General features: G+C 62.8%; 25 protein-coding genes and 1 pseudogene. 15 read left to right on the top strand and 11 right to left on the bottom strand.

The window, feature by feature from the left end; all coding sequences use genetic code 11:
* Genes phnE (ACKFR8_RS01055) through ACKFR8_RS01045 form a run of 3 tightly spaced genes read left to right on the top strand, consistent with a single transcriptional unit; the run spans position 1 to position 2,455 of the window.
* Positions 1-786, top strand: a complete 786-nt coding sequence (gene phnE / locus ACKFR8_RS01055; protein ID WP_306508305.1) for a phosphonate ABC transporter, permease protein PhnE — start codon at positions 1-3, stop codon at positions 784-786.
* Complete coding sequence (phnE, locus tag ACKFR8_RS01050) at positions 783-1,607, top strand: phosphonate ABC transporter, permease protein PhnE (protein ID WP_408930350.1); 825 nt, start codon at positions 783-785, stop codon at positions 1,605-1,607. Before phnE (ACKFR8_RS01055) ends, phnE (ACKFR8_RS01050) begins: the two co-directional genes overlap by 4 nt.
* 5 nt (positions 1,608-1,612) lie before the next feature.
* Positions 1,613-2,455 (top strand): MurR/RpiR family transcriptional regulator, encoded by an 843-nt coding sequence (locus ACKFR8_RS01045; RefSeq protein WP_408930349.1) that lies wholly within the window; start codon positions 1,613-1,615, stop codon positions 2,453-2,455.
* Here ACKFR8_RS01045 and ACKFR8_RS01040 read toward each other — a convergent pair.
* Both ACKFR8_RS01040 and ychF read right to left on the bottom strand, forming a co-directional pair.
* Positions 2,452-3,642 (bottom strand): amidohydrolase, encoded by a 1,191-nt coding sequence (locus ACKFR8_RS01040; RefSeq protein WP_408930348.1) that lies wholly within the window; start codon positions 3,640-3,642, stop codon positions 2,452-2,454. The genes ACKFR8_RS01045 and ACKFR8_RS01040 overlap by 4 nt on opposite strands.
* A gap of 28 nt (positions 3,643-3,670) precedes the next feature.
* A complete protein-coding gene (ychF, locus tag ACKFR8_RS01035) occupies positions 3,671-4,756 on the bottom strand; it encodes a redox-regulated ATPase YchF (protein ID WP_408930347.1) in 1,086 nt (361 codons plus the stop codon).
* A 47-nt stretch (positions 4,757-4,803) separates the two neighbouring features.
* Between ychF and ACKFR8_RS01030 the strand changes: the two genes are divergently transcribed.
* Genes ACKFR8_RS01030 through ACKFR8_RS01020 form a run of 3 tightly spaced genes read left to right on the top strand, consistent with a single transcriptional unit; the run spans position 4,804 to position 8,075 of the window.
* Positions 4,804-6,270 (top strand): AI-2E family transporter, encoded by a 1,467-nt coding sequence (locus ACKFR8_RS01030; RefSeq protein ID WP_296132424.1) that lies wholly within the window; start codon positions 4,804-4,806, stop codon positions 6,268-6,270.
* A gap of 30 nt (positions 6,271-6,300) precedes the next feature.
* Positions 6,301-7,362: a DNA recombination protein RmuC gene (locus ACKFR8_RS01025; protein ID WP_296132427.1), complete on the top strand. Its 1,062-nt coding sequence runs from the start codon at positions 6,301-6,303 to the stop codon at positions 7,360-7,362.
* 35 nt (positions 7,363-7,397) lie between these two features.
* The gene (locus ACKFR8_RS01020; RefSeq protein WP_296132429.1) at positions 7,398-8,075 is read left to right on the top strand and encodes a DUF6542 domain-containing protein; all 678 of its coding nucleotides are present in this window, start codon (positions 7,398-7,400) and stop codon (positions 8,073-8,075) included.
* Between the two features lie 5 nt (positions 8,076-8,080).
* On the opposite strand, the gene ACKFR8_RS01015 is transcribed toward ACKFR8_RS01020, so the two are convergent.
* Positions 8,081-9,040 (bottom strand): 4-hydroxy-3-methylbut-2-enyl diphosphate reductase, encoded by a 960-nt coding sequence (locus ACKFR8_RS01015; RefSeq protein ID WP_296132432.1) that lies wholly within the window; start codon positions 9,038-9,040, stop codon positions 8,081-8,083.
* A gap of 162 nt (positions 9,041-9,202) precedes the next feature.
* Here ACKFR8_RS01015 and xseA point away from each other — a divergent pair, with 162 nt between their 5' ends.
* The 3 genes from xseA (at position 9,203) to ACKFR8_RS01000 (ending at position 11,111) form a co-directional block, all read left to right on the top strand.
* Positions 9,203-10,444 (top strand): exodeoxyribonuclease VII large subunit, encoded by a 1,242-nt coding sequence (xseA, locus tag ACKFR8_RS01010; RefSeq protein ID WP_408930346.1) that lies wholly within the window; start codon positions 9,203-9,205, stop codon positions 10,442-10,444.
* Between the two features lie 61 nt (positions 10,445-10,505).
* Complete coding sequence (locus tag ACKFR8_RS01005) at positions 10,506-10,763, top strand: exodeoxyribonuclease VII small subunit (protein WP_408930345.1); 258 nt, start codon at positions 10,506-10,508, stop codon at positions 10,761-10,763.
* Positions 10,764-11,111 carry a hypothetical protein gene (locus ACKFR8_RS01000; protein ID WP_408930344.1) on the top strand — a complete coding sequence of 116 codons (348 nt, stop codon included), beginning with the start codon at positions 10,764-10,766 and terminating at the stop codon, positions 11,109-11,111.
* On the opposite strand, the gene ACKFR8_RS00995 is transcribed toward ACKFR8_RS01000, so the two are convergent.
* Positions 11,101-11,691, bottom strand: coding sequence for a DUF4245 domain-containing protein (locus ACKFR8_RS00995; protein WP_408930343.1), 591 nt, complete (start codon positions 11,689-11,691; stop codon positions 11,101-11,103). The two genes, ACKFR8_RS01000 and ACKFR8_RS00995, sit on opposite strands and share 11 nt — an antisense overlap.
* Before the next feature lie 199 nt (positions 11,692-11,890).
* On the opposite strand from ACKFR8_RS00995, the gene glpX reads away from it, so the two are divergent.
* The 4 genes from glpX to ACKFR8_RS00975 all read left to right on the top strand — a co-directional run bounded on the left by glpX (position 11,891) and on the right by ACKFR8_RS00975 (position 16,769).
* Complete coding sequence (gene glpX, locus ACKFR8_RS00990; RefSeq protein WP_296132445.1) at positions 11,891-12,904, top strand: class II fructose-bisphosphatase; 1,014 nt, start codon at positions 11,891-11,893, stop codon at positions 12,902-12,904.
* Positions 12,905-13,007: 103 nt separating this feature from the next.
* Positions 13,008-14,408 carry a class II fumarate hydratase gene (locus ACKFR8_RS00985; protein ID WP_296132447.1) on the top strand — a complete coding sequence of 467 codons (1,401 nt, stop codon included), beginning with the start codon at positions 13,008-13,010 and terminating at the stop codon, positions 14,406-14,408.
* 181 nt (positions 14,409-14,589) lie between these two features.
* The gene (locus ACKFR8_RS00980; protein ID WP_296132449.1) at positions 14,590-15,201 is read left to right on the top strand and encodes a TetR family transcriptional regulator; all 612 of its coding nucleotides are present in this window, start codon (positions 14,590-14,592) and stop codon (positions 15,199-15,201) included.
* Positions 15,195-16,769: an MDR family MFS transporter gene (locus tag ACKFR8_RS00975; protein ID WP_408930342.1), complete on the top strand. Its 1,575-nt coding sequence runs from the start codon at positions 15,195-15,197 to the stop codon at positions 16,767-16,769. Before ACKFR8_RS00980 ends, ACKFR8_RS00975 begins: the two co-directional genes overlap by 7 nt.
* Before the next feature lie 120 nt (positions 16,770-16,889).
* On the opposite strand, the gene ACKFR8_RS00970 is transcribed toward ACKFR8_RS00975, so the two are convergent.
* From ACKFR8_RS00970 to ACKFR8_RS00950, 5 genes and pseudogenes are all read right to left on the bottom strand, one after another.
* Positions 16,890-18,008, bottom strand: a complete 1,119-nt coding sequence (locus ACKFR8_RS00970) for a hypothetical protein (protein WP_408930341.1) — start codon at positions 18,006-18,008, stop codon at positions 16,890-16,892.
* Positions 18,009-18,088: 80 nt separating this feature from the next.
* Positions 18,089-18,673 (bottom strand): GNAT family N-acetyltransferase, encoded by a 585-nt coding sequence (locus ACKFR8_RS00965; RefSeq protein WP_373692301.1) that lies wholly within the window; start codon positions 18,671-18,673, stop codon positions 18,089-18,091.
* Positions 18,674-18,737: 64 nt separating this feature from the next.
* A pseudogene (locus ACKFR8_RS00960) lies at positions 18,738-20,097 on the bottom strand (PhoH family protein).
* A 255-nt stretch (positions 20,098-20,352) separates the two neighbouring features.
* Complete coding sequence (locus tag ACKFR8_RS00955) at positions 20,353-20,982, bottom strand: LGFP repeat-containing protein (protein WP_296132464.1); 630 nt, start codon at positions 20,980-20,982, stop codon at positions 20,353-20,355.
* A gap of 106 nt (positions 20,983-21,088) precedes the next feature.
* Entirely contained in the window at positions 21,089-21,793 is a 705-nt protein-coding gene (locus ACKFR8_RS00950; protein WP_408930340.1) for a LysR family transcriptional regulator substrate-binding protein, read from the bottom strand.
* Between the two features lie 83 nt (positions 21,794-21,876).
* On the opposite strand from ACKFR8_RS00950, the gene ACKFR8_RS00945 reads away from it, so the two are divergent.
* Positions 21,877-22,212, top strand: coding sequence for a DUF5997 family protein (locus ACKFR8_RS00945; protein ID WP_408930959.1), 336 nt, complete (start codon positions 21,877-21,879; stop codon positions 22,210-22,212).
* On the opposite strand, the gene glyA is transcribed toward ACKFR8_RS00945, so the two are convergent.
* Complete coding sequence (gene glyA, locus ACKFR8_RS00940; protein WP_408930339.1) at positions 22,209-23,510, bottom strand: serine hydroxymethyltransferase; 1,302 nt, start codon at positions 23,508-23,510, stop codon at positions 22,209-22,211. The genes ACKFR8_RS00945 and glyA overlap by 4 nt on opposite strands.
* A gap of 137 nt (positions 23,511-23,647) precedes the next feature.
* On the opposite strand from glyA, the gene coaA reads away from it, so the two are divergent.
* Positions 23,648-24,574 carry a type I pantothenate kinase gene (gene coaA / locus ACKFR8_RS00935; RefSeq protein WP_408930338.1) on the top strand — a complete coding sequence of 309 codons (927 nt, stop codon included), beginning with the start codon at positions 23,648-23,650 and terminating at the stop codon, positions 24,572-24,574.
* On the opposite strand, the gene ACKFR8_RS00930 is transcribed toward coaA, so the two are convergent.
* On the bottom strand, positions 24,571-25,341 hold the full coding sequence (locus ACKFR8_RS00930; RefSeq protein WP_408930337.1) for an isoprenyl transferase: 771 nt from the start codon (positions 25,339-25,341) through the stop codon (positions 24,571-24,573). The two genes, coaA and ACKFR8_RS00930, sit on opposite strands and share 4 nt — an antisense overlap.
* Between the last annotated feature and the right edge of the window lie 23 nt (positions 25,342-25,364).

Below are 25,364 nucleotides of genomic sequence, written 5' to 3'. Positions count from 1 at the left end.
GTGCTTCCTCCTCGTCAGCGCAACTGGCCCGGCATTCTCGGTGGGCTCGCCGCGTTCATCGCGCTGACCATCGCCACGTGCATCCCCGCCTGGGGTGGTATCGAGATTAACCTGGGGCAGATCGCGCGCAACTGGCGCAACGGCGCCGACCGTTTAGCGCTGATGCTCAGCCCAGATTGGTCGATCCTTCCGCGCACGTGGGAGCCTCTGCTCGAGACCCTAGCCATGGCCGTGGTGGGTGCCGCCATCTCCGCGGTGATTGCCCTTCCGCTGTCGTTGTGGGCCGCACGCCCAACGAATCCATCGACGCCGTGGCGCACACTCGTGCGCGGTATCGTCAACGTTGTCCGCGCGGTGCCCGATCTCGTGTACGCCACCATTCTCGTCGCCATGCTCGGAGTGGGTGCCCTCCCGGGCGTCATTACGCTGGTGCTTTTCGACGTCGGCATCGTGGTCAAACTCGTCTCCGAAGCCATCGACTCCGCCGATGACTCTTACATGGAGGCCGGCCGTGCCGCCGGCGGCACGCAAACCCAGATCAATCGCGTGACTGCTCTCCCCCAAACCTGGCCCGCCTTTGCCAGCCAGGTCATCTACTCCCTCGAGCTCAACGTCCGCATCTCCGCGGTCCTGGGCCTCGTGGGCGCGGGCGGTATCGGCTTACTGATCGACGAAGTCCGCGGTTTCTACCGCTACGATGCTCTCTCCGCCATCGTGCTGGAGTTGCTCATCGTGGTCATCGCCTTAGAAATCGTGTCCGTCAACCTGCGAAAGAAGCTGCGATGAGCACTACAACGATGACCACCGCCGTCCCCACCAGCACTCTGTCGCGGCGTTCTCGTGGCTGGGCATCCTACGCCTCCTGGGCCGGAATTCTTGTCATCTTGGCCTTGTCCTTTGGGTACATCGACGTCAACCTCTCGGCGTTAAAAGATCTGCCCACCAACATTTGGCACTACCTCGTGCTCATGTTCTCCAACCCGGACTGGTCAAAACTAGGCGAGGCCCTCCTCCAAACCTGGCGCTCCGTGGCTATGGCCTGGATCGGCGCCATCCTCGGCGTGGTGCTCTCAACTATCTTGGGTGTGCTGGCCGCCAATACCGTCTCCCCCGGCTGGGTATGCCTTCCATTACGTGCGCTTTTCGCCATCATCCGCGCGGTGCCGGAGATCATCATCGCGATCATCATCCTGACCGTCACCGGCCTCACGCCCTTCACGGGCGCGTTGGCCCTTGCCATTGGCGGTATTGGAACGCATGCCAAATGGACCTATGAAGCAATTGAGACCGCGCCGACCGGCCCAGCCGAGGCCGTCAAGGCGTCTGGCGGAACCCTCGCGGAAATGGTGCGCTGGGGAACCTGGCCCATCGTCCAACCTGAGTTGGCTTCCCTGGCGCTGTACCGCTTCGAGATCAACGTCCGCACGTCGGCCGTGCTGGGCCTCATCGGTGTGGGCGGCATCGGTGACATGCTCACGGGCTACACGCAGTACCGTCAGTGGGACGTCGTGGGCGTTCTCCTCATCGTCGTCATCGTCATCACCATGTCGATCGACGCGATCTCCGGAGCCATCCGCCGCCGGATCGTCGCCGCCAAGTTTGCCTAACACCTATGACAGATTTCGCCCCACCCTCTGCACACATCACTACACGCATGCCGAGCTTGCAGCCCATCGAGCAGCGCGTGGCTCAGTCCATCTTGGAGGACATGGACTTTGTCCTCCACGCCACCGCGGATCAGCTCGCGGCTAAAGTCGGTACCTCCCGCACCTCAGTCATCCGTACGGCGCAGGCGCTGGGCTACGACGGCTACCAGCAGTTGCGCGTAGCTCTCACGCAGGAGATTGCGCAACGCCCACGGCAGCTTCCCGGTGTCGATTCGACCTACGTCGGCCGCATGTCCGCCGAGATTGCCAGCTTCAGCAATTATCTGCACGGACTCACCACGCTGCTCAATGAGAAAGAACTGACGACAACGGTTGAATCACTTGTGGGAGCGAAGCGCGTCCTCATCGTGGGCAACGGACTATCGGCTCCACTTGCCCAAACCATGGCGCTGCGCCTTACCAGTATCGGACGCCCTGCAGAGTTCGTGGGAGAGGCCACGGGCCAGCACATCGCAGCAACGCAACTGGATTCCGAGTGCGTATGCCTCGTGGTCTCTGGATCCGGCTCGACCACGCTCACGCTCAAAGCTGCGACCGCGGCCCACGCGTCGGGCGCGGCCATCATCGCATTGACGTCGTTTACATCTTCGCCCTTGGCGGATCTTGCCACCTACACGCTGGTCATTCCCTCCCCCGATGGAACGTTCCGCGCTGAACTCGCGGATGCCTCTCGCGTGGCCTTCCTGCTGGTTTTGGAGGCACTCGTCACGCTGGTGGATTCCCACCTCGATGATTCCGCGGCGCGGCGCACGGTGCTCACTGTGCTGCAATCGGCGATGGAGAATTAATTACCCAAGTACGCGTAGGCCGCGGCGATGAGCGCCTGGGTCGCGGTGTTCAGCGTCGGCTGCAGCTCCGGCGCAAATCGCGGGTTGTGGTTGGGAATTGATGCGCCATCAGTTCGCCCGCCGAAGCCCCAGAAACAATAGGGGGCTCCGAAGGCATCGGGGATGCGAGAGAAATCCTCGGACGCCGTCCACGGCTCCATGTCGAGGACACTATCGCCACCGAGGACGTCGATAAGCTGCGCGCGCACTTTTTCGGTCGCGTCTTTATCGTTGACGGTGAGGGGGTAATTATCACTCTGTACAAACTCCGGCTCGCGCGGGGACATCGCTGCTTGGCACTCGGTCTCGATAATGCGGTGGATAGCCTCCACGATCTGTGCTCGGATGTTCTCGTCATAAGCACGAATGTTGATGCGCAGAGTGGCCGAATCCGGGATAATGTTGGCCTTGGTTCCTGCCTGCACGGCGCCGACGGTGAGCACCGCAAATTCGTGGGGATCGACCTCGCGGGAAACAACGGTCTGCAACCGCAGCACAATGGAGCTGGCCAGCACCACCGGGTCGACGCTCAAGTGCGGCATCGAGCCATGCGAGCCGTGCCCAAAGACCGTGACGGTCAGAGACGTCGCCGTGGACAGCACCGGGCCGGGAGCGATGAGGACGGTGCCGGCTGGGGCGTTTTCGTCGATGAAGATGTGCTGGCCTAGAGCCACGTCGGGAGTGGGAATTGTGTCAGTAAGACCTGCCTCCACCATGGACTGCGCGCCCTCAGCGGTTTCCTCGCCCGGCTGAAACAGGGCGATAAAGGTACCGGACCACGCATCGGTAGCCTTCGCCAGCGCCTCGGTCGCGCCCAGCAATCCGGTGACGTGGGCGTCGTGCCCGCAGGCATGCATGGCCTCACCCGTGGCGGCGTACTCCAACCCCGTGTCCTCCACGATGGGAAGAGCGTCAAAGTCGGCGCGCTCGAGAACCGTCGCGCCCGCGCCATTGCGCAGGATGCCAACTATTCCCCCGCCGAGCTCCAGCACCTCTACGCCGGGAAACTCGCGGAGTTTCTCCGCGATGACACCGCGGGTGCGCTCCTCTGCCATGCTGAGCTCGGGGTGCTGATGCAGGTCCTTGTACAGGACTTCTTGCCACTCAGTGGCGTCGGAGGCGTGGGCGAGAATATCGGCAATACTCATGCCCACAGGCTACACGGGACGGCGGAGGCTAGCCGCCGATCTTGAAGTCGCAGACGTCGCCGTCCTGCATGATGTATTCCTTGCCCTCCTGGCGGACCTTGCCGGCATTGCGGGCCTCAGCCATGGAACCGGCGGCATCGAGGTCATCGAAGGAGACGATTTCCGCCTTGATGAACTTCTTCTCGAAGTCGGTGTGGATGACACCGGCTGCCTGCGGCGCGGCGGAGCCCTGCTTGATGGTCCACGCACGGGCCTCCTTCGGGCCCGCGGTCAGGTAGGTCTGCAGGCCCAGGGTGGCGAAACCGGCCTTCGCCAACGTCGCCAAGCCCGGCTCTTCCTGCCCCACGGACTCCAGCAGCTCCAGCGCCTCGGCCTCGTCAAGCTCCAGGAGCTCGGTTTCGGTCTGCGCGTCGAGGAACACGCACTCGGCCGGGGCGACGAGCTGGCGCAGCTCGTCCTTCTTAGCGTCGTCGGTAAGCACTGCCTCATCGGAGTTGAACACGTAGAGGAAGGGCTTGGCGGTCATCAGGTGCAGCTCGCGAAGCAGCGACAGGTCGATCTCATTGCTCTTGGACGCGGCGAAGAGGGTGCGGTCATCCTCCAGGATGGCCTGCGCCTTCTTGGTCTCCTCCACGGTCTCGCCCAAGTCCTTGTTCTTCTTGGCTTCCTTCTCCAGGCGCGGCAGGGCCTTCTCAATGGTCTGGAGATCAGCCAGGATGAGCTCGGTGTTAATCACGGAGATGTCATGCGCTGGGTTAACCTCGCCGTCGACGTGGATGACGTTGTCATCGGCAAAAGCGCGCACGACCTGACAGATGGCGTCTGCCTCGCGGATGTTTGCCAGGAAGGCGTTACCCATTCCCTCGCCCTTGGATGCGCCTTCGACGATGCCGGCGATGTCCACGAAGGACACCGTGGCCGGGAGGATGCGCTCGGAGCTGAACATCTCCGCGAGGCGGTCCAGGCGGGAATCGGGCAGCTCCACGAGTCCGACGTTCGGCTCGATGGTGGCGAACGGGTAGTTCGCAGCCAAAATATCGGAACGGGTCAGGGCATTAAACAAAGTGGACTTGCCCACGTTGGGCAGGCCGACGATTCCTAGTGTAAGACTCACGGGGCCAATCCTAACGCACCCCGGATTTTATAAGGCAAGATGGTGGGGTGAGTTCCGAACAGCAATCCCCCCAGGCGTCCTCGCCAGAACTCGACGGGCGCTTCGACAGTACCGTTGACGCCGCCGCGCTTGACGACGTCTCCCCGCACCCGCCCGGCAACCAAGTCGACCGCTCCGTGGTGGTCGGCGAGGTCATCAAGTCCGCCTCACTCTGGGCGCTGCGGCTCTTTATCATTGGCCTCTTCCTTTATGCCTCCTTCCGTATGCTGGGCAACTTCTGGCGCGGCATCCTGCCCGTGCTCATTGCACTCATCATCTGCACGGTGCTGGCCCCCGTCGCCGGCTGGATGCGCACGAAGGGGCTACCCGCTGCTCTGGCGGCGGTGGTAACCATCCTGGTGTCCTTTAGTGCCGTAGGGTCGCTGTTTTTGTTCATCGCGCCCGACTTCGCCCGACAGTCCCAGACGCTCTACCTGCAAACCGTCGAAGGTATCCAGCGGCTGCAGCTGTGGGCCCAGGGTCCACCGCTCAACCTTGACCCGGACGACATGGGGCACTACATCGACGAGATCGCCCTGTGGCTGCAGCGCCAGGCCGGCTCCATCGCAGGCTCGGTCTTTACCGGCATCGGCACGGCGACCTCCATCATCGTCACGCTGCTCATCATCATGGTGCTGACCTTCTTCTTCTTGAAAGACGGCCACAACTTCCTCCCGTGGCTGCGCGCGGCCACGGGCCGGCGCACCGGCTGGCACCTCACCGAGCTGCTCACCCGCGCGTGGACGACCCTGGGAGGCTTCGTGCGCGCCCAGGCCATGGTCTCCTTCGTGGATGCCATCTTCATTGGCTTCGGTCTCGCCCTCATCGGCGTTCCCCTCGCCATGGCGCTGGCGATCATCACCTTTATTGCCGGCTTCATCCCCTTCGTCGGCGCCATCGTGGCCGGCGCGCTGTCCGTGACCATCGCACTGGTCTCGCTGGGAGTCACCAAGGCCCTGCTCGTCTTGGGTCTGGTGATCCTGGTGCAACAGCTCGAGGGCAACGTCCTCTCGCCGTGGCTGCAGTCCAAGGCGATGAACCTGCACCCGGTGGTCGTCCTCATCTCGGTGACGGTGGGCTCCGCCCTCTTCGGGCTCATCGGCGGCTTCCTGGCGGTGCCGACCGCCGCCACCATCGCCGTGGGCTACCGCTATTTCCAGGACATGATGATGCTGCAATCCGGCGAGAAGACTGCCGAGGACCTGAAGTTCTCCACGGTGGCTGGCTTCCTCATTGGACGCTATACCCAGGAACAGGGCGATCGTAAGCGCGAACAGTGGCTCGCCATCCCTGACCATGCCGCCCCCGGCGGCGCCGCCGAGGACGTAGCCACCGACGGCTCGAGCGAGCTGGACCGGCGAGTCGACGTCGACGCCGACCTCAGCGATAGCGAGTCCAGTGCCCGCGCGGGAATTCGCCGAGCCATCGGAACTCTCGAACAGATGTTGCAACCTAAGGACAACGGCAGCAAGTAGGTGTCCAAGGCGCATGCCAGGATGTGAGGCATGACGTCTTTCCTTCCCGTGTTCTTGATGTTTGTGGGCCTGATCTTGGGTCTGGTGCTGGGCTGGCTCGCCCGCGCCCACACCAACCAGCCTTCAGAGGAGCATCGCGCCCTCCAGGAGTCCCAGCGCCGACAGGCGGAACTCGCCCCGCTGGAAAAAGCCATGGACCGCCTCGGGCTGCAGCTCCAGGAGCTGGAGGCGGACAGAACCTCCTCCCTGGCAGCGCTGAGCAGTCAGGTGCAGGCAGTCACGCGTACTTCCTCGCAGCTCTCCGACCGCACAGACAAGCTGGTCGGCGCGCTCCGCTCCCCCAATGTTCGCGGCCGCTGGGGCGAGGTGCAGTTGGAGCGCGTCGTCGAGCTCGGCGGGATGCGCAAGCACGTCGACTTCGATTCGCAGGTCACCGCGTACCTCAACGGCACTGCCGTGCGCCCCGACCTGGTGATCCACCTGGCGGGCGGACGCAGCGTCATCGTGGACGCCAAGGTTCCGCTCAGCTCCTATCTGGACGCCATGGAGAGCGAGGACCCGGAGGATCGCGCGGGCTTCCTCCGCCACCACGCACACCTCATGCGCAGCCATGTTCAGGCCTTATCCGGCAAGGAATACATCGATGCCTTCGCCCCAACCCCGCAGTTCGTCGTCCTCTTTGTGCCGGCGGATACCTTTGTCGATGCCGCCTTGGGCGTGGACCCCGAACTGCTGGAGTTCGCCTTTGAGCGCAACGTCGTCATCGCCACCCCCAGCACCCTCTTTGCCCTGCTGCGCACAGTAGCGGTGAGCTGGCAGCACGAGGACGTGTCCGAGAAGGCCCGAGAGGTGCAGCGCTTGGGGCGTGAGCTCTACACGCGGCTGGGCACGCTCAATCAGCATTATGACAAGGTGGGGCGCAGCCTGGCCAAGGCCGTGGAGGCCTATAACGCGAGCCTGGCCAGCCTAGATTCGCGCGTCGGCGTGACTGCCCGGAGGCTGAAGGAGATGGACGTACCGGGGCGCGTGGACCGTCTCCCCATAGAGCCGCAGAGTGTGGATTCTTGGCCGCGGCGCGCGAGCAATGAATAACGTTTTGGTCACCGTAACCGGTAGACTCGTTCGGCGTGTCACTTGCCAAATTTCGAAGCCGCCCGCCCCGCCGCGGAATGCCGCTCGTCAGAGCGCTCCTCGTGGCGCTCGTCGTCGCGCTCGTGGCCATGGCGGTTTCGGGCGTCATGGGCAGCGTGGGGATAGCCTTCGCGCTGATTTTTGGCATCGGTAGCCTCGCCGCCACCTGGCTGGTGGAGACCCGCGGCCTGTACATGCTGGTCATCAGCTTGCCGCTTTTTTACGCGGTAGCCACCGCGGGCGCAGGCTTTATCAACTCTGCCTCCTCCCTTCCGGAGGGCGCGTCGCCGTTTTCTAAGACGGCACTGTTGACGTCGTTCTTCCCCGTGGTCCAGCACTTCCCCGTGCTCATTGTCACCGTGCTGGCTTGCGCACTGTTGGCCGTCATCCGCCTCTGGGGCAGCTCCGCCCAATCTAAAAACCGTCAGGCCGAGGCCCAGAAGAAGCGCCGCAACGACGCCGCCGCGGACGAGCGTAACCGCTCGGAGCGGCTCTCTGTGGCCGACCTAGTGGCCCGCGAAGGTGAGCGCAGCGGGCGCGTACGCGAGCGCGACCGCGAGGAACGACGCCGCGAACAGGCCGCCGAGTGGGACAAATACGAGAACGTGGAGTTCCCGGAGCCCCGCGAGAAGCGGCCGCCGCGGCTGGAGGAAAACCTCTACGACGAGGATTAAACCTCTTAGCGCGCGGTGCGTGCCGGGCGCAGGTCGCGCGGCAGCGAGAAGGTGATGGTCTCCGTAGAGGTGGTGACCTGCTCTACGTCGGAGTAGCCACGCTCATCCAAAAATTCGAGAACCTCGCGCACCAGCAATTCCGGAACCGAGGCGCCGCAGGTCACGCCCACGGTGTTCACTCCGTGCAACCATGCCTCATCGATCTCGGAGGCGAAGTCCACCAGATGGGAGGCCTTCGATCCAGCTTCCAGGGCAACCTCCACGAGGCGCTTGGAGTTGGAGGAATTCTGCGAGCCCACGACAATCATGAGATCGCAGGCTGGGGCGATATTCTTCACCGACTCCTGACGGTTCTGGGTGGCGTAGCAAATATCGTCTGACGGCGGGTTCTCCAGGTGTGGGAAACGCTCGCGCAGCTTGTTGACGATCTCAATCGTCTCATCCACCGACAGCGTGGTCTGGGACAGCCAGATGAGCTTTTCCTCCTGGAGAAACTCCGGCAGCTTGTCCACGCCTTCGACGCCGTCCACCAAGTGCGTGACCTCCGGGGCCTCTCCGGCGGTGCCCTCTACCTCCTCGTGGCCTTCGTGGCCGACGAGGAGGATGTGGTAGCCGTCGCGGTGGAAGCGGCGGGCCTCGTTGTGGACCTTGGTCACCAGCGGGCAGGTGGCGTCGAGCGTCAGCTGCTTGCGCTCCTGCGCTTCCGCGCGCACCGTGGGCGCAATGCCGTGGGCGGAGAAGACCAGGTGCGCACCTTCCGGAGCCTCGGAGGCTTCTTCAACGAAGACGACGCCGCGCTTTGCCAGGGATTCCACGACGTAGCGGTTGTGGACAATTTGCTTGCGCACGTAGATGGGTGCGCCGTACTTTTCCAGGGCCTTTTCAACGGTTTCCACCGCGCGGTCCACACCGGCACAGTAACCGCGGGGAGCCGCCAGGAGCACCTTCTTGGCAGTTTCAGTCATGGCTCCTAGAGTAACGAAAATTGTCCGCATACTGTAGTTACGTGCCCGCCACTACGCGTGTCCGAGCCACCTCATAGACTGGTCTCATCGGCTAACTCACCAGCCAACTGACAACTCGGTGGAAAGAGCCGGGCAGAATACCGTAGAGAGAAAGGACCGCGCGTGAACCAACCAGCCAATTCTGCGGAAACGCCGTGGCCCGTTGGCAAGGTCAACGAACAGGTCAAGGGCTGGATCGAACGCCTCGGCTTCTTGTGGGTAGAAGGGCAAATCACCCAGCTCAACATGAAGCCGACGTGGAAGCTGTCCTACATCACTTTGCGCGACGTGGAGCAGGAGAAATCGGTCCAGCTCACCTGTGCCACCTCACTTATCCGCAACGCGCCGTCCCCGTTGAAGGACGGCGACCGCGTGGTGGTCTACGGAAAGCCGGCGTTTTATGCCGGCCGCGGCAGCTTCTCCCTCTGGGTCACAGAGATCCGCCACGTCGGCATCGGTGACCTGCTGGCCCGCGTGGAGATGCTGCGCCAGCGCCTGCGGCAGGAGGGCTTGTGCAATCCGTCCCGCAAGCTCCCGCTTCCCTACCTGCCTAAAAAGATTGGTCTCATCACCGGGCGCGGTTCGCACGCTGAGCGGGATGTGCTCTCCGTGGCCGAGGACCGCTGGCCGGCCGTACAGTTTGAGGTCATCAATACCGCGGTACAGGGCGCTACGGCGGTCACGCAGGTAGTGGACGCACTACAGAAGCTCGATGCCGACCCGGAGGTCGATGTCATCATCATCGCCCGCGGCGGCGGTTCGGTGGAGGATCTGCTCCCCTTCTCCGAGGAGGCACTCCAGCGTGCGGTCGCGGCGGCGCGCACGCCGGTGGTGTCCGCTATCGGCCACGAGCCGGACCACCCGGTGCTGGACGACGTCGCAGATCTCCGCGCCGCCACCCCCACCGACGCCGCCAAGCGCGTCGTCCCGTCTGCTGCCGAAGAATACGCACTGATTGATGAGGCCCGCTCCCGGATGGCCGCCGCCCTGCGCGGCTGGGTCGAGCGCGAGCGCCGCGGGCTAGACAACATTCGTTCCCGCCCGGTGCTGGCGGATCCGATGGTGCCCATCACCGCGCGCCGTGAAGAGTTGGAGCGCAACGTGGTGGCCATTCGCCGGGTCATCAACCACCAGATCGATGGCGAGACGAACCAGATCGCATCGCTGCGCGCGCGAGTGTCCGCCCTGGGCCCCTCGGCCACGCTCGAGCGCGGGTACGCCATCGTGCAGGTGGTACCGCGCGATGGGAGCGGGCCAGAGGTGGTCACAAGCTTTGAGCAATCCCCACCGGGCTCGCAGTTGCGCATCCGCGTGGGCGATGGCTCCATCACCGCCGCAGCGATGGCCTCCCAGGCGGCCGACTAGCCCCAGAACACTGACTCTAACCACAACCCCCGTAGAAAAACCCTAAAAGAAGAGGAACACTATGACTAACACCATCGGAGCCGGACAGCCCGGCCAGGACGCCTTCCCGCCCATTGCGGAGCTGAGCTACGAGCAGGCGCGCGACGAGCTCATTGAAACCGTGAAGATCCTCGAACTAGGCCAGATGGGCTTGGACGAGTCGCTGAAGTACTGGGAGCGCGGCGAGGCCTTGGCCAAGGCCTGCGAGGAGCACCTCGACGGTGCCGCCAAGCGCGTGGAAGAGGCACTGAACAAGAGCGAGCAGAGCGAGGAGGCCTAAGTGAAGATTTACGGCTACCCGAAGGAACGCGTGGACTTCGTCTCCAAGTCTGGCGGCGCCGGATCCTTGGTCTTCGGGGATTCCCGCCAGTTGGCAGAAGAATTCTTCGGCACCCCGCACGCAGTAGAGGGCACCGACATCAGCTACTTCTCTGGTTCTCTCGTGCTTAGCTTTAGCGACGACGCACTGTCCGGCGTCACGATCTATCCGGCCAGGTCCCGGCACGAAAAGGTCGACGTCTACGTCGGCAAGACGCGGTTGAGCGAGGTAGATCCGCAGGACCTCGCCGCGGGAGTCGATGCCGTAGTCCGCGACGGCGCGGTGGAACAGGTCTCCTTTACTGGCTAACCACGCTGCCGTCTTCGGCGATGCGCAGCGGTGCGGCGTCAACGAACGCGGCCAGCGCCGTCTCGTAGTCGGCGTCAGCGGCTGAGCCCGTCAGCATCAGGCGGGCATCCCCCAGGTCGGTGATCCACAGCGGGCGCACGCCCTTGTCGTCACTGGTGAGCACCAGGACGTCGTGGCCGGCAACGTGGCGCTGCTCGGAGTTAGCACGATAGGTGGAATCGTAGGCCGCTGGGACGTCGTCAAGCGCTACCTGCGTCTGCACGGACTCGACGTAGCCCTCGTCCGGGGTGAGCCAGCTTACGACTGCGCCGGACTCCGCGCCCATCTGCATACGGCGCGCGGCGGTGGGCTGCCAGCCTTCCGGCAACTGCGGCTCCCGAATCACCGCGCCCTGTGTGCGCGCCTCCATCTCCAGGAAGGTCGAGGCGTCGACGTCCTGCACCGGCCCCGTCTTTTCCGGGTTGACGGTACATAGACCGGTCGCCCCCACGACGAGGAACATCATGATGAGGATGCCGCCTACCGTCAGGATGATGTCGCGCGCGCCCTCAAAAATCTTGGGTTTCTCTTCAGCTGCCACCCGCCCAGTATTTCACGCCGCCTATTCCCCGCGCGACACCGCCAGCCACCAGCGTTTTCTGCCCACACCACCCCCATCCCACATCTGGGGGAGCCATTCGGGCTTGAATCCACCACAAAAGTGGAACAATAGTGTGTGTATTCCGGGTTCACTACACCCCGGGTAGAGCCCCTCCTTACAAGAAAGGCATCGAGCACACATGTCCGATAACACGTCATCCATCCCAGACCGCAACCTCGCTATGGAGCTGGTGCGCGTCACGGAGGCCGCGGCCCTGGCCTCCGGTCGCTGGGTAGGCCGTGGAATGAAAAACGAGGGCGACGGCGCGGCGGTGGACGCCATGCGCAAGCTGATCAACTCCGTTGCGATGAACGGCGTGGTCGTCATTGGCGAAGGCGAAAAGGATGAGGCGCCGATGCTCTTCAACGGCGAGCAGGTTGGCACCGGCGAAGGCGCCGAGATGGATATCGCGGTCGACCCCGTGGACGGCACCCGCCTCATGGCGGAAGGCCGCCCGAACGCCATTTCCGTCATCGCCGCCGCCGAGCGCGGCACCATGTACGATCCCTCTGCAGTCTTCTACATGCAGAAGATTGCCGTCGGCCCCGACGCCGTGGGTTCCATCAACATCAACGAGTCGGTGGAATGGAACGTGCAGTCCGTGGCCAAGGCCAAGGGCATCAGGCCGGCTGATCTCACCGTCGTCGTATTGGACCGCCCGCGCCACGAGCAGCTCATCTCTGAGATCCGCCAGGCAGGCGCGAAAGTGCGCCTCATCATGGACGGCGACGTCGCCGGTGCCATCGCCACCTGCCAGGACAGCAACTCTATTGACCTCATGATGGGCATTGGCGGCACCCCAGAGGGCATTATCACCGCCTGCGCCATGAAGTGCATGGGCGGGGAAATCCAGGGCAAGCTGTGGCCGAAGGACGACGCTGAGGCAGAAAAGGCCCGTCAGGCCGGCCACGATTTGGATCGCGTGCTCACCACCGATGACCTGGTTTCCTCCGAGAACTGCTACTTCGCCGCCACCGGCGTGACCAACGGTGACATGCTGCGCGGTGTCTCCTACCGCAAGAACAGCGCGACCACCCGCTCCTTGGTCATGCGCTCCAAGTCCGGCACCATCCGCTACGTCGATTCCGTCCACCAGCTGCCCAAGCTGCAGGAATACTCCGTGGTGGACTACACCAACCCGCACGAGAAGTAGCAGTGCTACCGTGGCATGCAGCGCCGTGTCACGGCACACAAATCAAACAGTGATTCATTAGGCATCACAATTCATCACTATTCATCACAGAAAAGGTGACTTCATGACTGAATACCGCATTGAGCACGACACCATGGGTGAGGTCAAGGTCCCGGCAGACGCCCTGTGGCGCGCCCAGACCCAGCGTGCGGTGGAGAACTTCCCCATTTCCGGCCGCGGCCTCGAGTCCGCGCAGATCCGCGCGCTCGGCCTGCTCAAGGCAGCCTGCGCTCAGGTAAACAAGGACTCCGGCAAGCTGGACGCCGACAAGGCCGATGCCATCATCGCCGCCGCTACCGAGATTGCTGAGGGCAAGCACGATGATGCTTTCCCGATTGACGTCTTCCAGACCGGCTCCGGCACCTCCTCCAACATGAACACCAACGAGGTCATCGCCTCCATTGCCCACAACAATGGTGTGGAGATTCACCCGAATGACCACGTGAATATGGGCCAGTCCTCCAACGACACCTTCCCCACCGCCACGCACGTCGCGGCGACCGAGGCCGCAGTCAACGACCTCATCCCGGGCCTCAAGGTGCTCCACGAGTCCCTGACGAAGAAGGCCAAGGAATTCGCGGACATCGTTAAGTCCGGCCGTACGCACCTCATGGACGCCACCCCGGTAACCCTGGGGCAGGAGTTCGGCGGCTACGCCCGCCAGATCGAGCTGGGAATCGAACGCGTCGAGGCGACCCTTCCGCGTCTAGGCGAGCTGGCCATCGGCGGCACCGCCACCGGTACCGGCCTGAACACCTCCGCTGACTTCGGCGGCAAGGTGACCGAGGAGCTGAAGAAGCTCACTGGTGTCGAGCAGCTCACCGAGGCGAAGAACCACTTCGAGGCACAGGCGGCCCGCGACGCACTCGTGGAGTTCTCCGGCGCCATGCGCACCGTGGCGGTTTCCCTCAATAAAATTGCCAATGACATTCGTCTCATGGGCTCCGGCCCGCTGACGGGGCTGTCCGAGATTCACCTCAAGGACCTGCAGCCGGGTTCCTCCATCATGCCGGGCAAGGTCAACCCGGTGCTGTGTGAGGCCGCCACCATGGTGGTCAGCCAGGTTATCGGTAACGACGCTGCCGTGGCCTTCGGCGGCTCCAACGGCCAGTTCGAGCTCAACGTCTACATCCCGATGATGGCCCGCAACGTGCTCGAGTCCTCCCGCCTGCTGGCAAACGTCTCCCGCGTCTTCGCCGAGAAGTGCGTCGATGGTATCGAGGCCAACGAGGAGCGCATGAAGAAGTTCGCGGAGTCCTCCACCTCTATCGTGACCCCGCTGAACTCCAAGATCGGCTATGAGAACGCAGCGAAGGCCGCCAAGCACGCACTGCACGAGAAGATCACGGTGCGCGAGGCAGTCATCGACTTGGGCTTCGTCGACGGCGAGAACCTCACCGAGGAGGAGCTGGATGAGCGCCTCAACGTTCTCACCATGACCAACCGCGACCGCGACGAGTTCTAAACCCCGCCTCCTCCGCGCACGATACCGCTCTCCTATCGGAGGGCGGTTTCGTCGTTTTGAGCAGCCCCACCCCTCCACTGTGATCTCCTACATATATTCAATGACGCGTCTCTAAAATCACCGAACTTGCACTTGGTGCAAACTTGCACCGGGTGTAGTCTTGCACTCTGTGCAAGAAGAAATGTCATTACGCGAGCAGAAGCGCCTCAAGACGCGCTTGCGAATCGAAGACGCCGCCACCCGACTGGTGGACGAGCGTGGATTCGCCGACGTGACAGTAGAGGAGATTTGCGACGCAGCGGGTATTTCTCGGCGCACCTTTTTCAACTATTTCGATTCCAAGGATTCCGCCGTGCTCGGCGCCCCGAGCCACGAATTCACGGAGGATCAAAGAAGTACTTTCCTCGCCACCCCGACGGACAGCGTCTTCGGGTTGGCCGTAAACCTCGTGAAGGGCCACCTCGTTGGCCAACACGTCGATGACGTGATTACACAGCGCCGGCGCCGGATTTCCTCCGACGCTGACGCCGCGGCGGCGTCGTTAAGCCGAAAGCGTGCCAAGTCCAACGAGATCTTGAGCCTCATCACTGAGCGCCTTCATCAGGATCCCAGCTTGCGACAGTTGCCCGCGGTCTCGGCGGAGACGGAGGCCATACTCATCGCCTCCACCATCCGGGAAGCCTTCTGGATAGCTACAGCGTCGCCGGATTTCAGCTGCGACATTCCCTTTGAGCAACGCTTCGAATCTGCGCTCACACTCATTAACGATTTTTCGAAAGGACTGACATGGTAGATACCGCGGCTAAGCCGGTCTCACAGGCCGACGACGGCAAGCCCGATAACAACCTTGCCCTCGTTTTCTCCGCCCTTGTGCTCACCATGCTGATGAGCTCCCTGGGCCAGATGATTTTCTCCACCGCTTTGCCCACTATCGTGGGCGAGCTCGGCGGCGTGGACCACATGAGCTGGGTCATTTCCGCCTTCCTTGTCATGATGACGATTGCGATGCCGATTTCCGGCAAGCTCGGTGACATGATGGGCCGCAAGTGGCTCTACATTGGTGGCATCTGCATCTTCGTCATCGGATCCACACTCGGCGGCTTTGCCCACACCATGAACCTGCTCATCATCGGCCGTGCCGTGCAGGGCTTCGGCGCTGGCTTCATGATGATTTCCTCCCAGTCCATCATTGCGGAGGTCACCACCTCCCGCGAGCGCGGCAAGTTCATGGGCATCATGGGTGGCGTGTTCGGCCTGTCCTCCGTCCTGGGCCCGGTCCTGGGCGGCTGGTTCACGGACGGCCCGGGCTGGCGCTGGGGCATGTGGATGAACATCCCGCTCGGCCTGATCGCCATCACTGTGTGCACCCTGGTGCTCCACCTGCGCGTGGGCGACACCGATCTGCGCAAGTTTGACCTACTCGGCGCCATCTTCATCGCTATTACCACCGCTTCCCTGATCCTCATGACGACCTGGGGCGGGACCCAGTACGAGTGGTCCGACCCGATCATCATCGGCTTGGGCATCACCGTGGTCATCGGCGCCATCATCACCGTCTTCGTCGAATCTAAGGCCAAGGAGCCGCTCATCCCGGTGCAGCTGTTCAAGAACCGCAACATGGTTCTCACCACCGCAGCCGGCATGGTGCTGGGCCTAGCAATGTTCGGTGTCCTCGGCTACATGCCGACTTACCTGCAGATGGTCCACACCCTGACCCCGACCAAGGCGGGTCTCATGATGATCCCGATGATGGTCGGCATGATCGGTACCTCCACCGGCGTCGGCTTCATCATCGCCCGCACCGGTCACTACAAGCGCTACCCCATCATTGGCCTGGCCATCACCGCCGGCGCATTGTTCTGGATGTCCCGCCTGACCGCGGATACCTCCCTGTTCCACCTGGGTTGCGAGTTCCTCGTCTTCGGTATCGGCCTGGGCTTTGTGATGCAGGTTCTGGTTCTCATTGTCCAGAACTCCTTCCCGGTCTCCCTGGTGGGTACCGCAACCGCAGCGAACAACTTCTTCCGCCAGATCGGTTCCGCCATCGGCGCTTCCCTGGTGGGTTCCCTTTTCATCCACAACATGAAGGACGAGATGGCCGCCAACATGCCTGCCGCTATCAAGTCCATGGGTGAGGCTGGCAAGCCCTTCGCGGAGAAGTTCGCCAGCGCTGAAGGTGGTTCCTCCAACCTGACCCCGGCCCTCGTGGCGCAGATGCCGGATCCGATTAAGGACGTCATCCTCAACGCGTACAACGACGGCCTGACCCCGGTCATCCTGCTCATGGTTCCGATGGCCATCATCGCGCTCCTCCTCATCATTCCGGTCCGCGAGGAGCACCTCAAGGAGACGATTGACTAAATGTCACTCACTGCAGCTGGGACGTCCCGGCGGTCTAAACCTCGCTCGATGTGAGTTAAAAACTATCCTCGCCACAGCGCCCATAGCAGGCTGCGTGGCGAGGATATTTTTATGCGCTCTCTAGCGCATCAGCCCGAACTGGCGCACCACCTGGGAGGCCACACCGATGAGTGCAAGCACGGCAGAAATGATGCCAACGATGGTGCCGATATCGCTGCCGCTTGAGCTTCCGCCAAGAGACTTCTTGGTCACGTTTACGGTCTTGCTCACCTCTTTGCCCGACAGCTGCGGCTGGCCGTTGACCATGTCAAACGTCTTCAGCGTCACCGTCGCGGTGCCCTCGGACTTGGCCTCGTAGGTCCCGTCAGAGTTGACTTCGAAGACCTCCGGATCGGACGAGCTTGGCGACGCCACCGGGATACCAACCTGACCACCCCAGGCAAGCCCCAAGCTGCCGGTGCTCCCAAGGTTCGTGCCGCCAGAGGTAATGAGCTCTGCACGGTCAAGGCTGTCTTCCGGGATAGCGATGGGGAAGGCGTACCGGCCGTCCTGGAGGGGTTCCGGTTCGCCCGAGATATCGTCCCAGGCGTAGAGACCCGCAGTGGCCCCGCCCACCTGAGCCTGGGCGAACTTCGTGTGCGTGGGCTCCAGCATGTTCATGATGTGGCCAGTGCTCATTGTCCACGCACCATTGCGGGCAATGAGCTCATCCCACTCGCTGGAGCCGCGGGAACCTTGCGTGGACCACGAGGCCACAGCGTGCTCCATGTCCTCGTGCGTGAGATTCTCCGCTGCCACCATGTGGTCGATGACTTCCGGCGTATCTACCCCAACGGCGCGCACATGCGCGAACTTATAGTTCGCTTCCGCGGCTCGCTGGAGGGCGGCGTGCTCCAGCCCCGAATCCCAAGAGATGGCGTTGGCGTATGCCTCGCGCGAGGTTAGGCCGTGGGCCCGCGCCACGGACTGCACGGTGCTGTTCTTATAGGGAAGGTTCGCTTCCCAGGCCTCGGCGCGGAGAGCGCGCACCTGGCGCACAGCCAGGTCACGCTTGGATTTCATCACCGGGTCTGCGAAGACGTAGGCCAACGCACCGTCGGGCTGGTTGACGTCGAGCTGGGCCACCGGGACAGAGCCGGCCGACGGATATGATGCAGCCGTGGCGACAGGTGCGGTAAAGGCACCGGCCGTCACGGCTGCAGCGGTAGTAAGGGAAAGGATAGATGTACGAAGAGACATGTGACACCTTGCGAGAGAGTAGGAACGGGAACAGTCCTTACTCTAGCGCCACACGCTCCCCTATCCCGAAAATGTGAGGACTATTTCACGCTCTCGGCGGCGCGCGCCCGCTTCTCCTCCGGCTTCGGAAGGAGCAGTTCGTACACGTCCGTGTCGCGCCACTGGCCGGCCAGCTCGCCGTAGGTCATCTTCGCCATGTGAGAGTAGGTCCCCACCTTGACGAAGCCGCGGGACTTGTGCAGCCCAGCAGAGCCGGCATTCTCCGGGAAGATCCACGAGTGAATGGCCCACTTGTGCAGGTCCTGACACACCTCAATAAGTCGGTCCAACAGGGCGCCGCCGATGCCGCGGCCCTGGGCCTCCGTACCCAGATAGATAGAGTCCTCCACCACTCCGTGGAACACGGTGCGCGAAGAAATCGGCGCGGCGGACACCCAGCCCAGCACCTTGGAGTCGTCGTCTTCCTCGACGGCGACATGGACGGAGGCCATGATCTTCGCGGACTTAAACTCGTCGAAGGTCAACGAGCGGGTCTCATACGTGGCGTGGCCGGTGTTGAGGCCCTGCTCGTAAATTTCGCGCATCTGTGGGTAATCCGCTGCGGTGAACGGGCGGATGCGGAAATCCTTCTTTTTGTCTTTAGCGGTTTCGCTCATGCTCACCATTATTACTGGGCTAGTGGCATTTCTGCCAAGCTACACGGGGCGATGATCGCCACGTGCGAACGCGCTAGTTCTCGCCTTCCAGAAGGTCGGTGACCAGTTCCGCGATGGCAGAGCGCTCAGAGCGTTGCAGCGTCACGTGGGCGAACAATTCATGGCCCTTGAGCTTCTCAATGACCGCCTGCACGCCGTCGTGGCGGCCCACGCGCAGGTTGTCGCGCTGTGCGACGTCGTGCGTGAGCACCACGCGCGAGCCGCGACCCAGGCGGGACAGGACGGTGAGCAGCACATTGCGCTCCAAGGACTGGGCTTCATCCACGATGACGAAGGAATCATGCAGGCTGCGGCCGCGGATGTGCGTCAGCGGGAGCACCTCGAGCAGCCCCCGGTCCTGGACCTCCTCCATGACGTTGTCGGACACGAGGCCCTCCAGGGTGTCGTACACCGCCTGCGTCCACGGATTCATCTTCTCGCTCTCGAGATCCCGGCAAATAGCCCAAGGACTGCCCGCCCACCGCGTACATCGGGCGGAAGACCACGATGCGGCGGTGTTCACCGCGCTCCAGCACCGCTTCCAGTCCGGCGCACAGCGCGAGCGCCGACTTGCCGGTTCCTGCGCGCCCGCCGATGGACATGATGCCCACCGAGGGGTCCAGCAGCAGGTCGAGGGCAACGCGCTGCTCCGCGGAGCGGCCTTGCAGGCCGAAGACGTTGGCGTCCCCGCGGACGAGGCGCACGGCACCGTCGGCAGTAACGCGTCCCAACGCCGACTGCCCACCCGCCTGCAGCGTCACTCCACAGTGCACCGGCAGCTCCTCGGCGGCGGTCCCGGCATCGGTCACAGCGCCATCGATGAGGACTTCCCCATCGCGGTACAGCGCATCAATAACATCGGCCGAGGTCTGGACCGTGGCCATACCGGTGTAACCGGTGAGGACGACGTCCTGCGCGTGATACTCATCGGCCTGCAGGCCCACGGCCCCGGCCTTAACGCGCAGCGGCACGTCCTTGGTCACCAGAACGGTGTCTTTGCCCTCGTGCTGCAGGTTCAGCGCGCAGGCCAAGATGCGGTGATCACCCTCCGGACCGCGGAAGGCCGCCGGCAACAGGGACTGGTCCTGGTGGTTGAGCTCCACGCGCAGCGTGCCGCCCTCCTCCGTCACCGGTACGGGCTGATCCAGAGCCTCGTAAGTAGAGCGCAGGTCCTCCAAATAGCGAAGAGCTTGACGGGCGAACCAGCCAAGCTCCGGGTGATGACGTTTTCCTTCCAACTCGGAAATAACAACGATGGGCAGCACCACATCGTGTTCTGCAAACTTGCGCAGTGCCCAGGGATCGGAAAGGAGGACGGAAGTATCGATGACGTAGGTCTTAGTGGCCACGGCGGCCTCGTACGGCTGCTCGGTCAGGACGGAAGGAGTGGTCATAGCGGCAGGGTTCTCCCTTGTGGTGCCGCCCCAACTCATCGACCCGGGGCGGCGTGGTGAAGCTGGTGGTTTTCGAACTATCCGAAGAGGCTGTGGAAACCTCCGGACACGACCCAAACTAGAGACCAAAGGTTGAAATTACATGGGTGGAAGATGAACAGTACTAAAACGACAATCCCCGGCGTCACACCTCTCCCACGCGTTAAACGCGGGGGACGGTGAAGCGCCGGGGACAATCAGTGGGCAGATGAAGCCTTACTCGACGGTAGCCTCGTACTTGCCGGACTCACCCTTCATCCAGGAAATGGTGCCGTTGGTGAATTCCTGCACCCAGCCGTCGCCAGATTCCTGCTCCGGACCAGTCGGCAGACCAACCTTGTTCTGCAGGCCGCCGTCCTCAGTCCAGGTCTCAGCAATCTTGCCGATGATCGGCTGGGCACCAGCGTCCTTGCTGTAGGTCATCAGCTTGTCCTTGGCGAAGGTAGCAACGTCGCCGTCAGCGGAGGTCTCGATGGACTGCGGGTCGCCCCACTCGCCAGCCTTCTCCTTGATGGCGTCTGCGAAGTCAGAAGAGACCTCTACCTCACCGTCGGCGGTGGACACGCCAACCATGTCGCCCTCAGCGTCGGCGGACTCGGAGGAATCAGCACCCTCAGAAGAATCTGCACCCTCGGAGTCAGAAGCCTCAGCGGAATCGGAGGACTTCATGGAGTCCTTGGCATCGTTGGCAGCGGAACCAGCGGCGTCGGTGGCCTCGGTGGCGGCGGACTTGGCGGCGTCGCCAGCATCCTTAGCAGCGTCCTCAGCATCGGAGCAGGCTACAACGCCCAGGGACAGGGTTGCAGCGGCGATACCGGCAGCGAAACGACGAGTCATCTTCTTCATTACTTAAATCCTTTCTCAGTAACTTACGAGAACGGAACCCACCGTAAACACCCCACCACGCTATTCGCCACCAGCAACCCTATGATTCGACAACAAAATGTGGCCACTAGCGACGTTCACGCTGCTTAGAGGGCTTGTATCTTTTTGATAACGGTTTGGGAATCGCGCCTTTGTTCCCCTGTTTGTGGCTGGCGGCGCGTCGTGCTTGCTTGTCTTTCGCCTTCTGGCTGGCACTGCGTTTCGGCGCCGAATTGCGGGAGGAATTCTTAGTGCGCCCCTTCGTTACCCCAACAAAATCCTGAATTTCATCGTTGTCATCGACTTTGCGCCAGACCAAGGCGATCTCAGTGCGCGCCACCGTAGGATCAGCAAACCCTAACGGCACCACCTGCTTCTTGCTCAGCACCTTGAGCAGTGGACGTGGAGCAATGGCCACACCCACGTTGGCGGCCACGACTTGGAGGGCGGTGCGGACCGCGGCGACGTCGACAAGTGCGTCCAGCCCTATCCGATAGTTCACAATCTCATCCGCCACGTCTGCCGGAGCTACCTCCTCCCCGACCTCCGCGTAGACGGAGTCCTTGGGCACGGCGATTCCAGGGGCTTCCTCGTACAGGCGCACGGTGTGAAAGGACTCGTCGATGCGCGCATCCGGCAAGCGCATCAGCGCTAGATCTGCGTCACCGGAGAGGAGAACGGCGGCGGCATCGTCGGCGTCGACAGTCTGTAAAGCATCAGGCGCGTGCGAATCGCGGTAGCGGCGGAACCACTTTCCCGGTTCAGTTCCGGTGCAAAAGACGAGGCGAAGCATGCATCTCATAATACGGGGCTGCTACCGTGGTGGGCGTGACTGATACCACGAAAAATGACACGCAGCAGCCCTCCGGCACCGCAATGCGTGCGCAAACCGCCGCCAAGAAGCTAGGCATTTACCTGCCCGCGACGCCGGAAGAGTTTCAGGCCAACGCCGTAACCCACGCCGAGCTGCGCAACCTGCAAGACAACCCGCCCGAGTGGCTCGCCACCCTCCGCCGCGAAGGACCCCACCCCCGTCCCGTGGTGGCGCAAAAACTGGGTATTTCCGTGACCGCTCTGAAGAAGAACGACATGGACCGCCCACTGACCACCGCTGAGATCAAAGAACTCCTCGACGCGATGCCCGAGTGGCTCGAGGCCGCCCGTAAGGCTCACGCCGAGGAGCGCACGGAAAACACTCCGGGAGAGGCTTAGACCAGCTTCCAGTCCTCGAGGCCGTCATAGAGCGGGAAGTCCGCGGCAACCTTATCCACGCGGGCGCGCAGGGCCGCCACATCGGCATTCTTGCCATTCGCCAGCGCAGTTCCGATGATGTCCGCGACCTCGGTAAAGGCGGCGGAATCAAGACCGCGGGTAGCCAGCGCCGGGGTACCAATGCGCAGGCCGGAGGTCACCATCGGCGGACGCGGGTCATTCGGCACGGCGTTGCGGTTGACGGTGATGCCGACCTCGTGGAGGAGATCCTCTGCCTGCTGGCCATCGAGCTCGGAGTTACGCAGATCTGCCAACACCAGGTGTACGTCGGTGCCGCCGGTGAGAACGTCGACACCGGCCTTCCTGCAATCCTCCGCGGTCAGACGCTCAGCCAGGATACGAGCGCCCTCCAGCGTGCGCTCCTGACGCTCCTTGAACTCCTCCGTCGCCGCGATCTTCAGCGCAATGGCCTTGGCAGCCACGACGTGCATGAGCGGGCCGCCCTGCTGTCCCGGGAAGACGTTGGAGTTGATCTTCTTAGCAAAATCCTGCTTAGCCAGGATCATGCCGGAGCGCGGACCGCCCAGAGTCTTGTGCACCGTGGTGGAGACAACGTCGGAGTACGGGACTGGGGAGGGGTGCACACCGGCGGCGACGAGTCCCGCGAAGTGAGCCATGTCAGTCCACAGGTACGCGCCAACCTCATCAGCGATGGACCGGAATGCCTCAAAATCGATGGTGCGCGGGTAGGCGGACCAACCTGCGATGATGACCTGCGGCTTCTCCGCCAGGGCCTGCTCGCGGACCTTGTCCATGTCGATGCGCATGGTCTCCGGGTCAACCTCGTACGCGGCGACGTCGTACAGCTTGCCGGAGAAGTTTAGCTTCATGCCGTGCGTGAGGTGACCACCGTGGGCCAGGGACAAGCCCATGATCTTGTCACCCGGGTTGATCAGGGAAGCAAGCACCGCAGCGTTGGCCTGTGCGCCGGAGTGCGGCTGCACGTTAGCGAACTCGGCACCGAACAGGGACTTGGCGCGGTCACGGGCTAGGTCCTCCACCACGTCGACGTGCTCGCAGCCGCCGTAGTAGCGGCGGCCCGGGTAGCCCTCAGCGTACTTGTTGGTCAACACGGAGCCCTGCGCCTGCAGCACGGCGCGCGGAACGAAGTTCTCCGAGGCGATCATCTCGAGGGTGCCGCGCTGGCGGGCGATCTCGCCAGAGATGGCGTCGAAGACCTCGGGGTCAAGCTCGCGCATCTCTTGGTAGCGCACGTCAGCAGAGTTCGAAGTGGTCATGGAAGCGTGGTATCCCTTCTGGAGAATTGTCGCCTACAAAAGCTTGCTCCTCATCCTAACGCCCTCCTCCCCCGGCCGGGGGAATTTAGAGTCCCTTTAATTACATGGGCACGGCGTCACAATGGAACAATGACGGCATGGCGCGAATGACCGATGCGAGCCCGTACCTCGACTTCGACCGCGATACGTGGCGCAACCTGCGTAAATCCATGCCCCAGGTGCTCACGGAAACGGAAGTAGAAAAGCTCCGGGGCATCGGTGACCGCATCGATCTTACGGAGGTGGCGGAGGTCTACCTGCCGCTGTCCCGCCTCATCCATATGCAGGTCAAGGCGCGACAGAATCTCACCGCTGCCACCGAATCCTTCCTGGGCAACCCGCCCAGCCATGTACCCTTCGTCATCGGCGTGGCCGGCTCCGTAGCGGTGGGCAAGTCCACCACCGCGCGCCTGCTTCAGGTGCTGCTTCAGCGCTGGGAATCGCACCCCAAGGTGGACCTAGTGACTACCGACGGATTCCTCTACCCCACCGCGCACCTCAAAGAGCACGGACTGATGAAGCGCAAGGGTTTCCCAGAGTCCTACGACCGCCGTGCACTCATGCGTTTTGTCACCGACGTCAAGTCAGGCAAGCCCGTGGTCAAAGCTCCCCTATATTCGCACGTGACCTATGACATCGTGCCGGATGAGTTCCAAGAAGTGCACCAGCCCGACATTCTCATCTTGGAAGGTCTGAACGTTTTGCAGACCGGGCCCACCCTTATGGTCTCCGATCTTTTTGATTTCTCGGTCTATGTCGATGCGCGCGTGGACGACATTGAGCACTGGTACATCGACCGCTTCCTACAGCTCCGGCACACCGCCTTCCGCGAGCCCGGAGCCCACTTTGCCTCCTACGCCGACATGACGGATGAGGAAGCCTTCAATCAGGCGCGCGAAATCTGGCAGTCCATCAACCTGCCCAATCTCATCGAAAACATCCTGCCCACCCGCGTCCGCGCTTCTTTGGTGCTGTGCAAGGGTTCGCACCACTTGGTGGACCGGGTGCGGATGCGCAAGATCTAGCGGCCGAAGCGACGGGAGCGCTGCGTATAGTCGCGCAGCGCGCGAAGGAAGTCCACGCGCCTAAACGCCGGCCAGTAAGTGTCCGTGAACCAGATTTCGGAATAGGCCGCCTGCCACAGCAGGAAACCGGACAGGCGCTGTTCTCCCGAGGTACGAATAACCAGGTCTGGGTCCGGCAAGCCCTTGGTGTACAGGTTGCTGGTGATCGCTTCCGCCGTCACGCCTTGGGCGATCTCCTCGGCGCTGAGTCCCTTGCTGGCCTCGCTGCGGATGAGGTTTTGGACCGCGTCAACAATCTCTTGGCGTCCGCCGTAACCCACGGCGATGTTGACGATGACACCCTTGTGGTCCTCCGTGGCTTCGGCGGCGCACCGCATCTTAGCTGTCACTTCTTCCGGCAGCAGATCTAGGTGGCCCACCAAGCGGATTTGGCAATCGAGATCGCCCTCAGACAGGTGCGTGACCACGTCCGAGATGATGTCGAAAAGCAGCTGCACCTCTTGCTCGCTGCGCTTGAGGTTCTCCGTAGACAGCAGGTAGATGGTGACAACCTCAATGTCGGTGCCCTGGCACCACGAGATCATCTCACTAATCTTCCGCGCGCCTTGGCGGTGGCCGTGGCTGATATCCGTAAAACCAGCCTCCCGCGCCCACCGGCGGTTACCGTCCGCCATGATGGCCACGTGCCGTGGCTGCGGCTTGCCCTTAATTTCGCGCGCCAAGCGGGCCTCATAGAGGGGGTAGAGCGCTTGGCTCAAGAACTTCACGGTGCGTCAGCCTCCCCTCGCGC

Source organism: Corynebacterium axilliensis (assembly GCF_046097495.1).
GTDB lineage: Bacteria > Actinomycetota > Actinomycetes > Mycobacteriales > Mycobacteriaceae > Corynebacterium.
The sequence above is the reverse complement of the archived record's forward strand: the minus strand, read 5'-3'. Positions and strand labels throughout refer to the sequence as shown.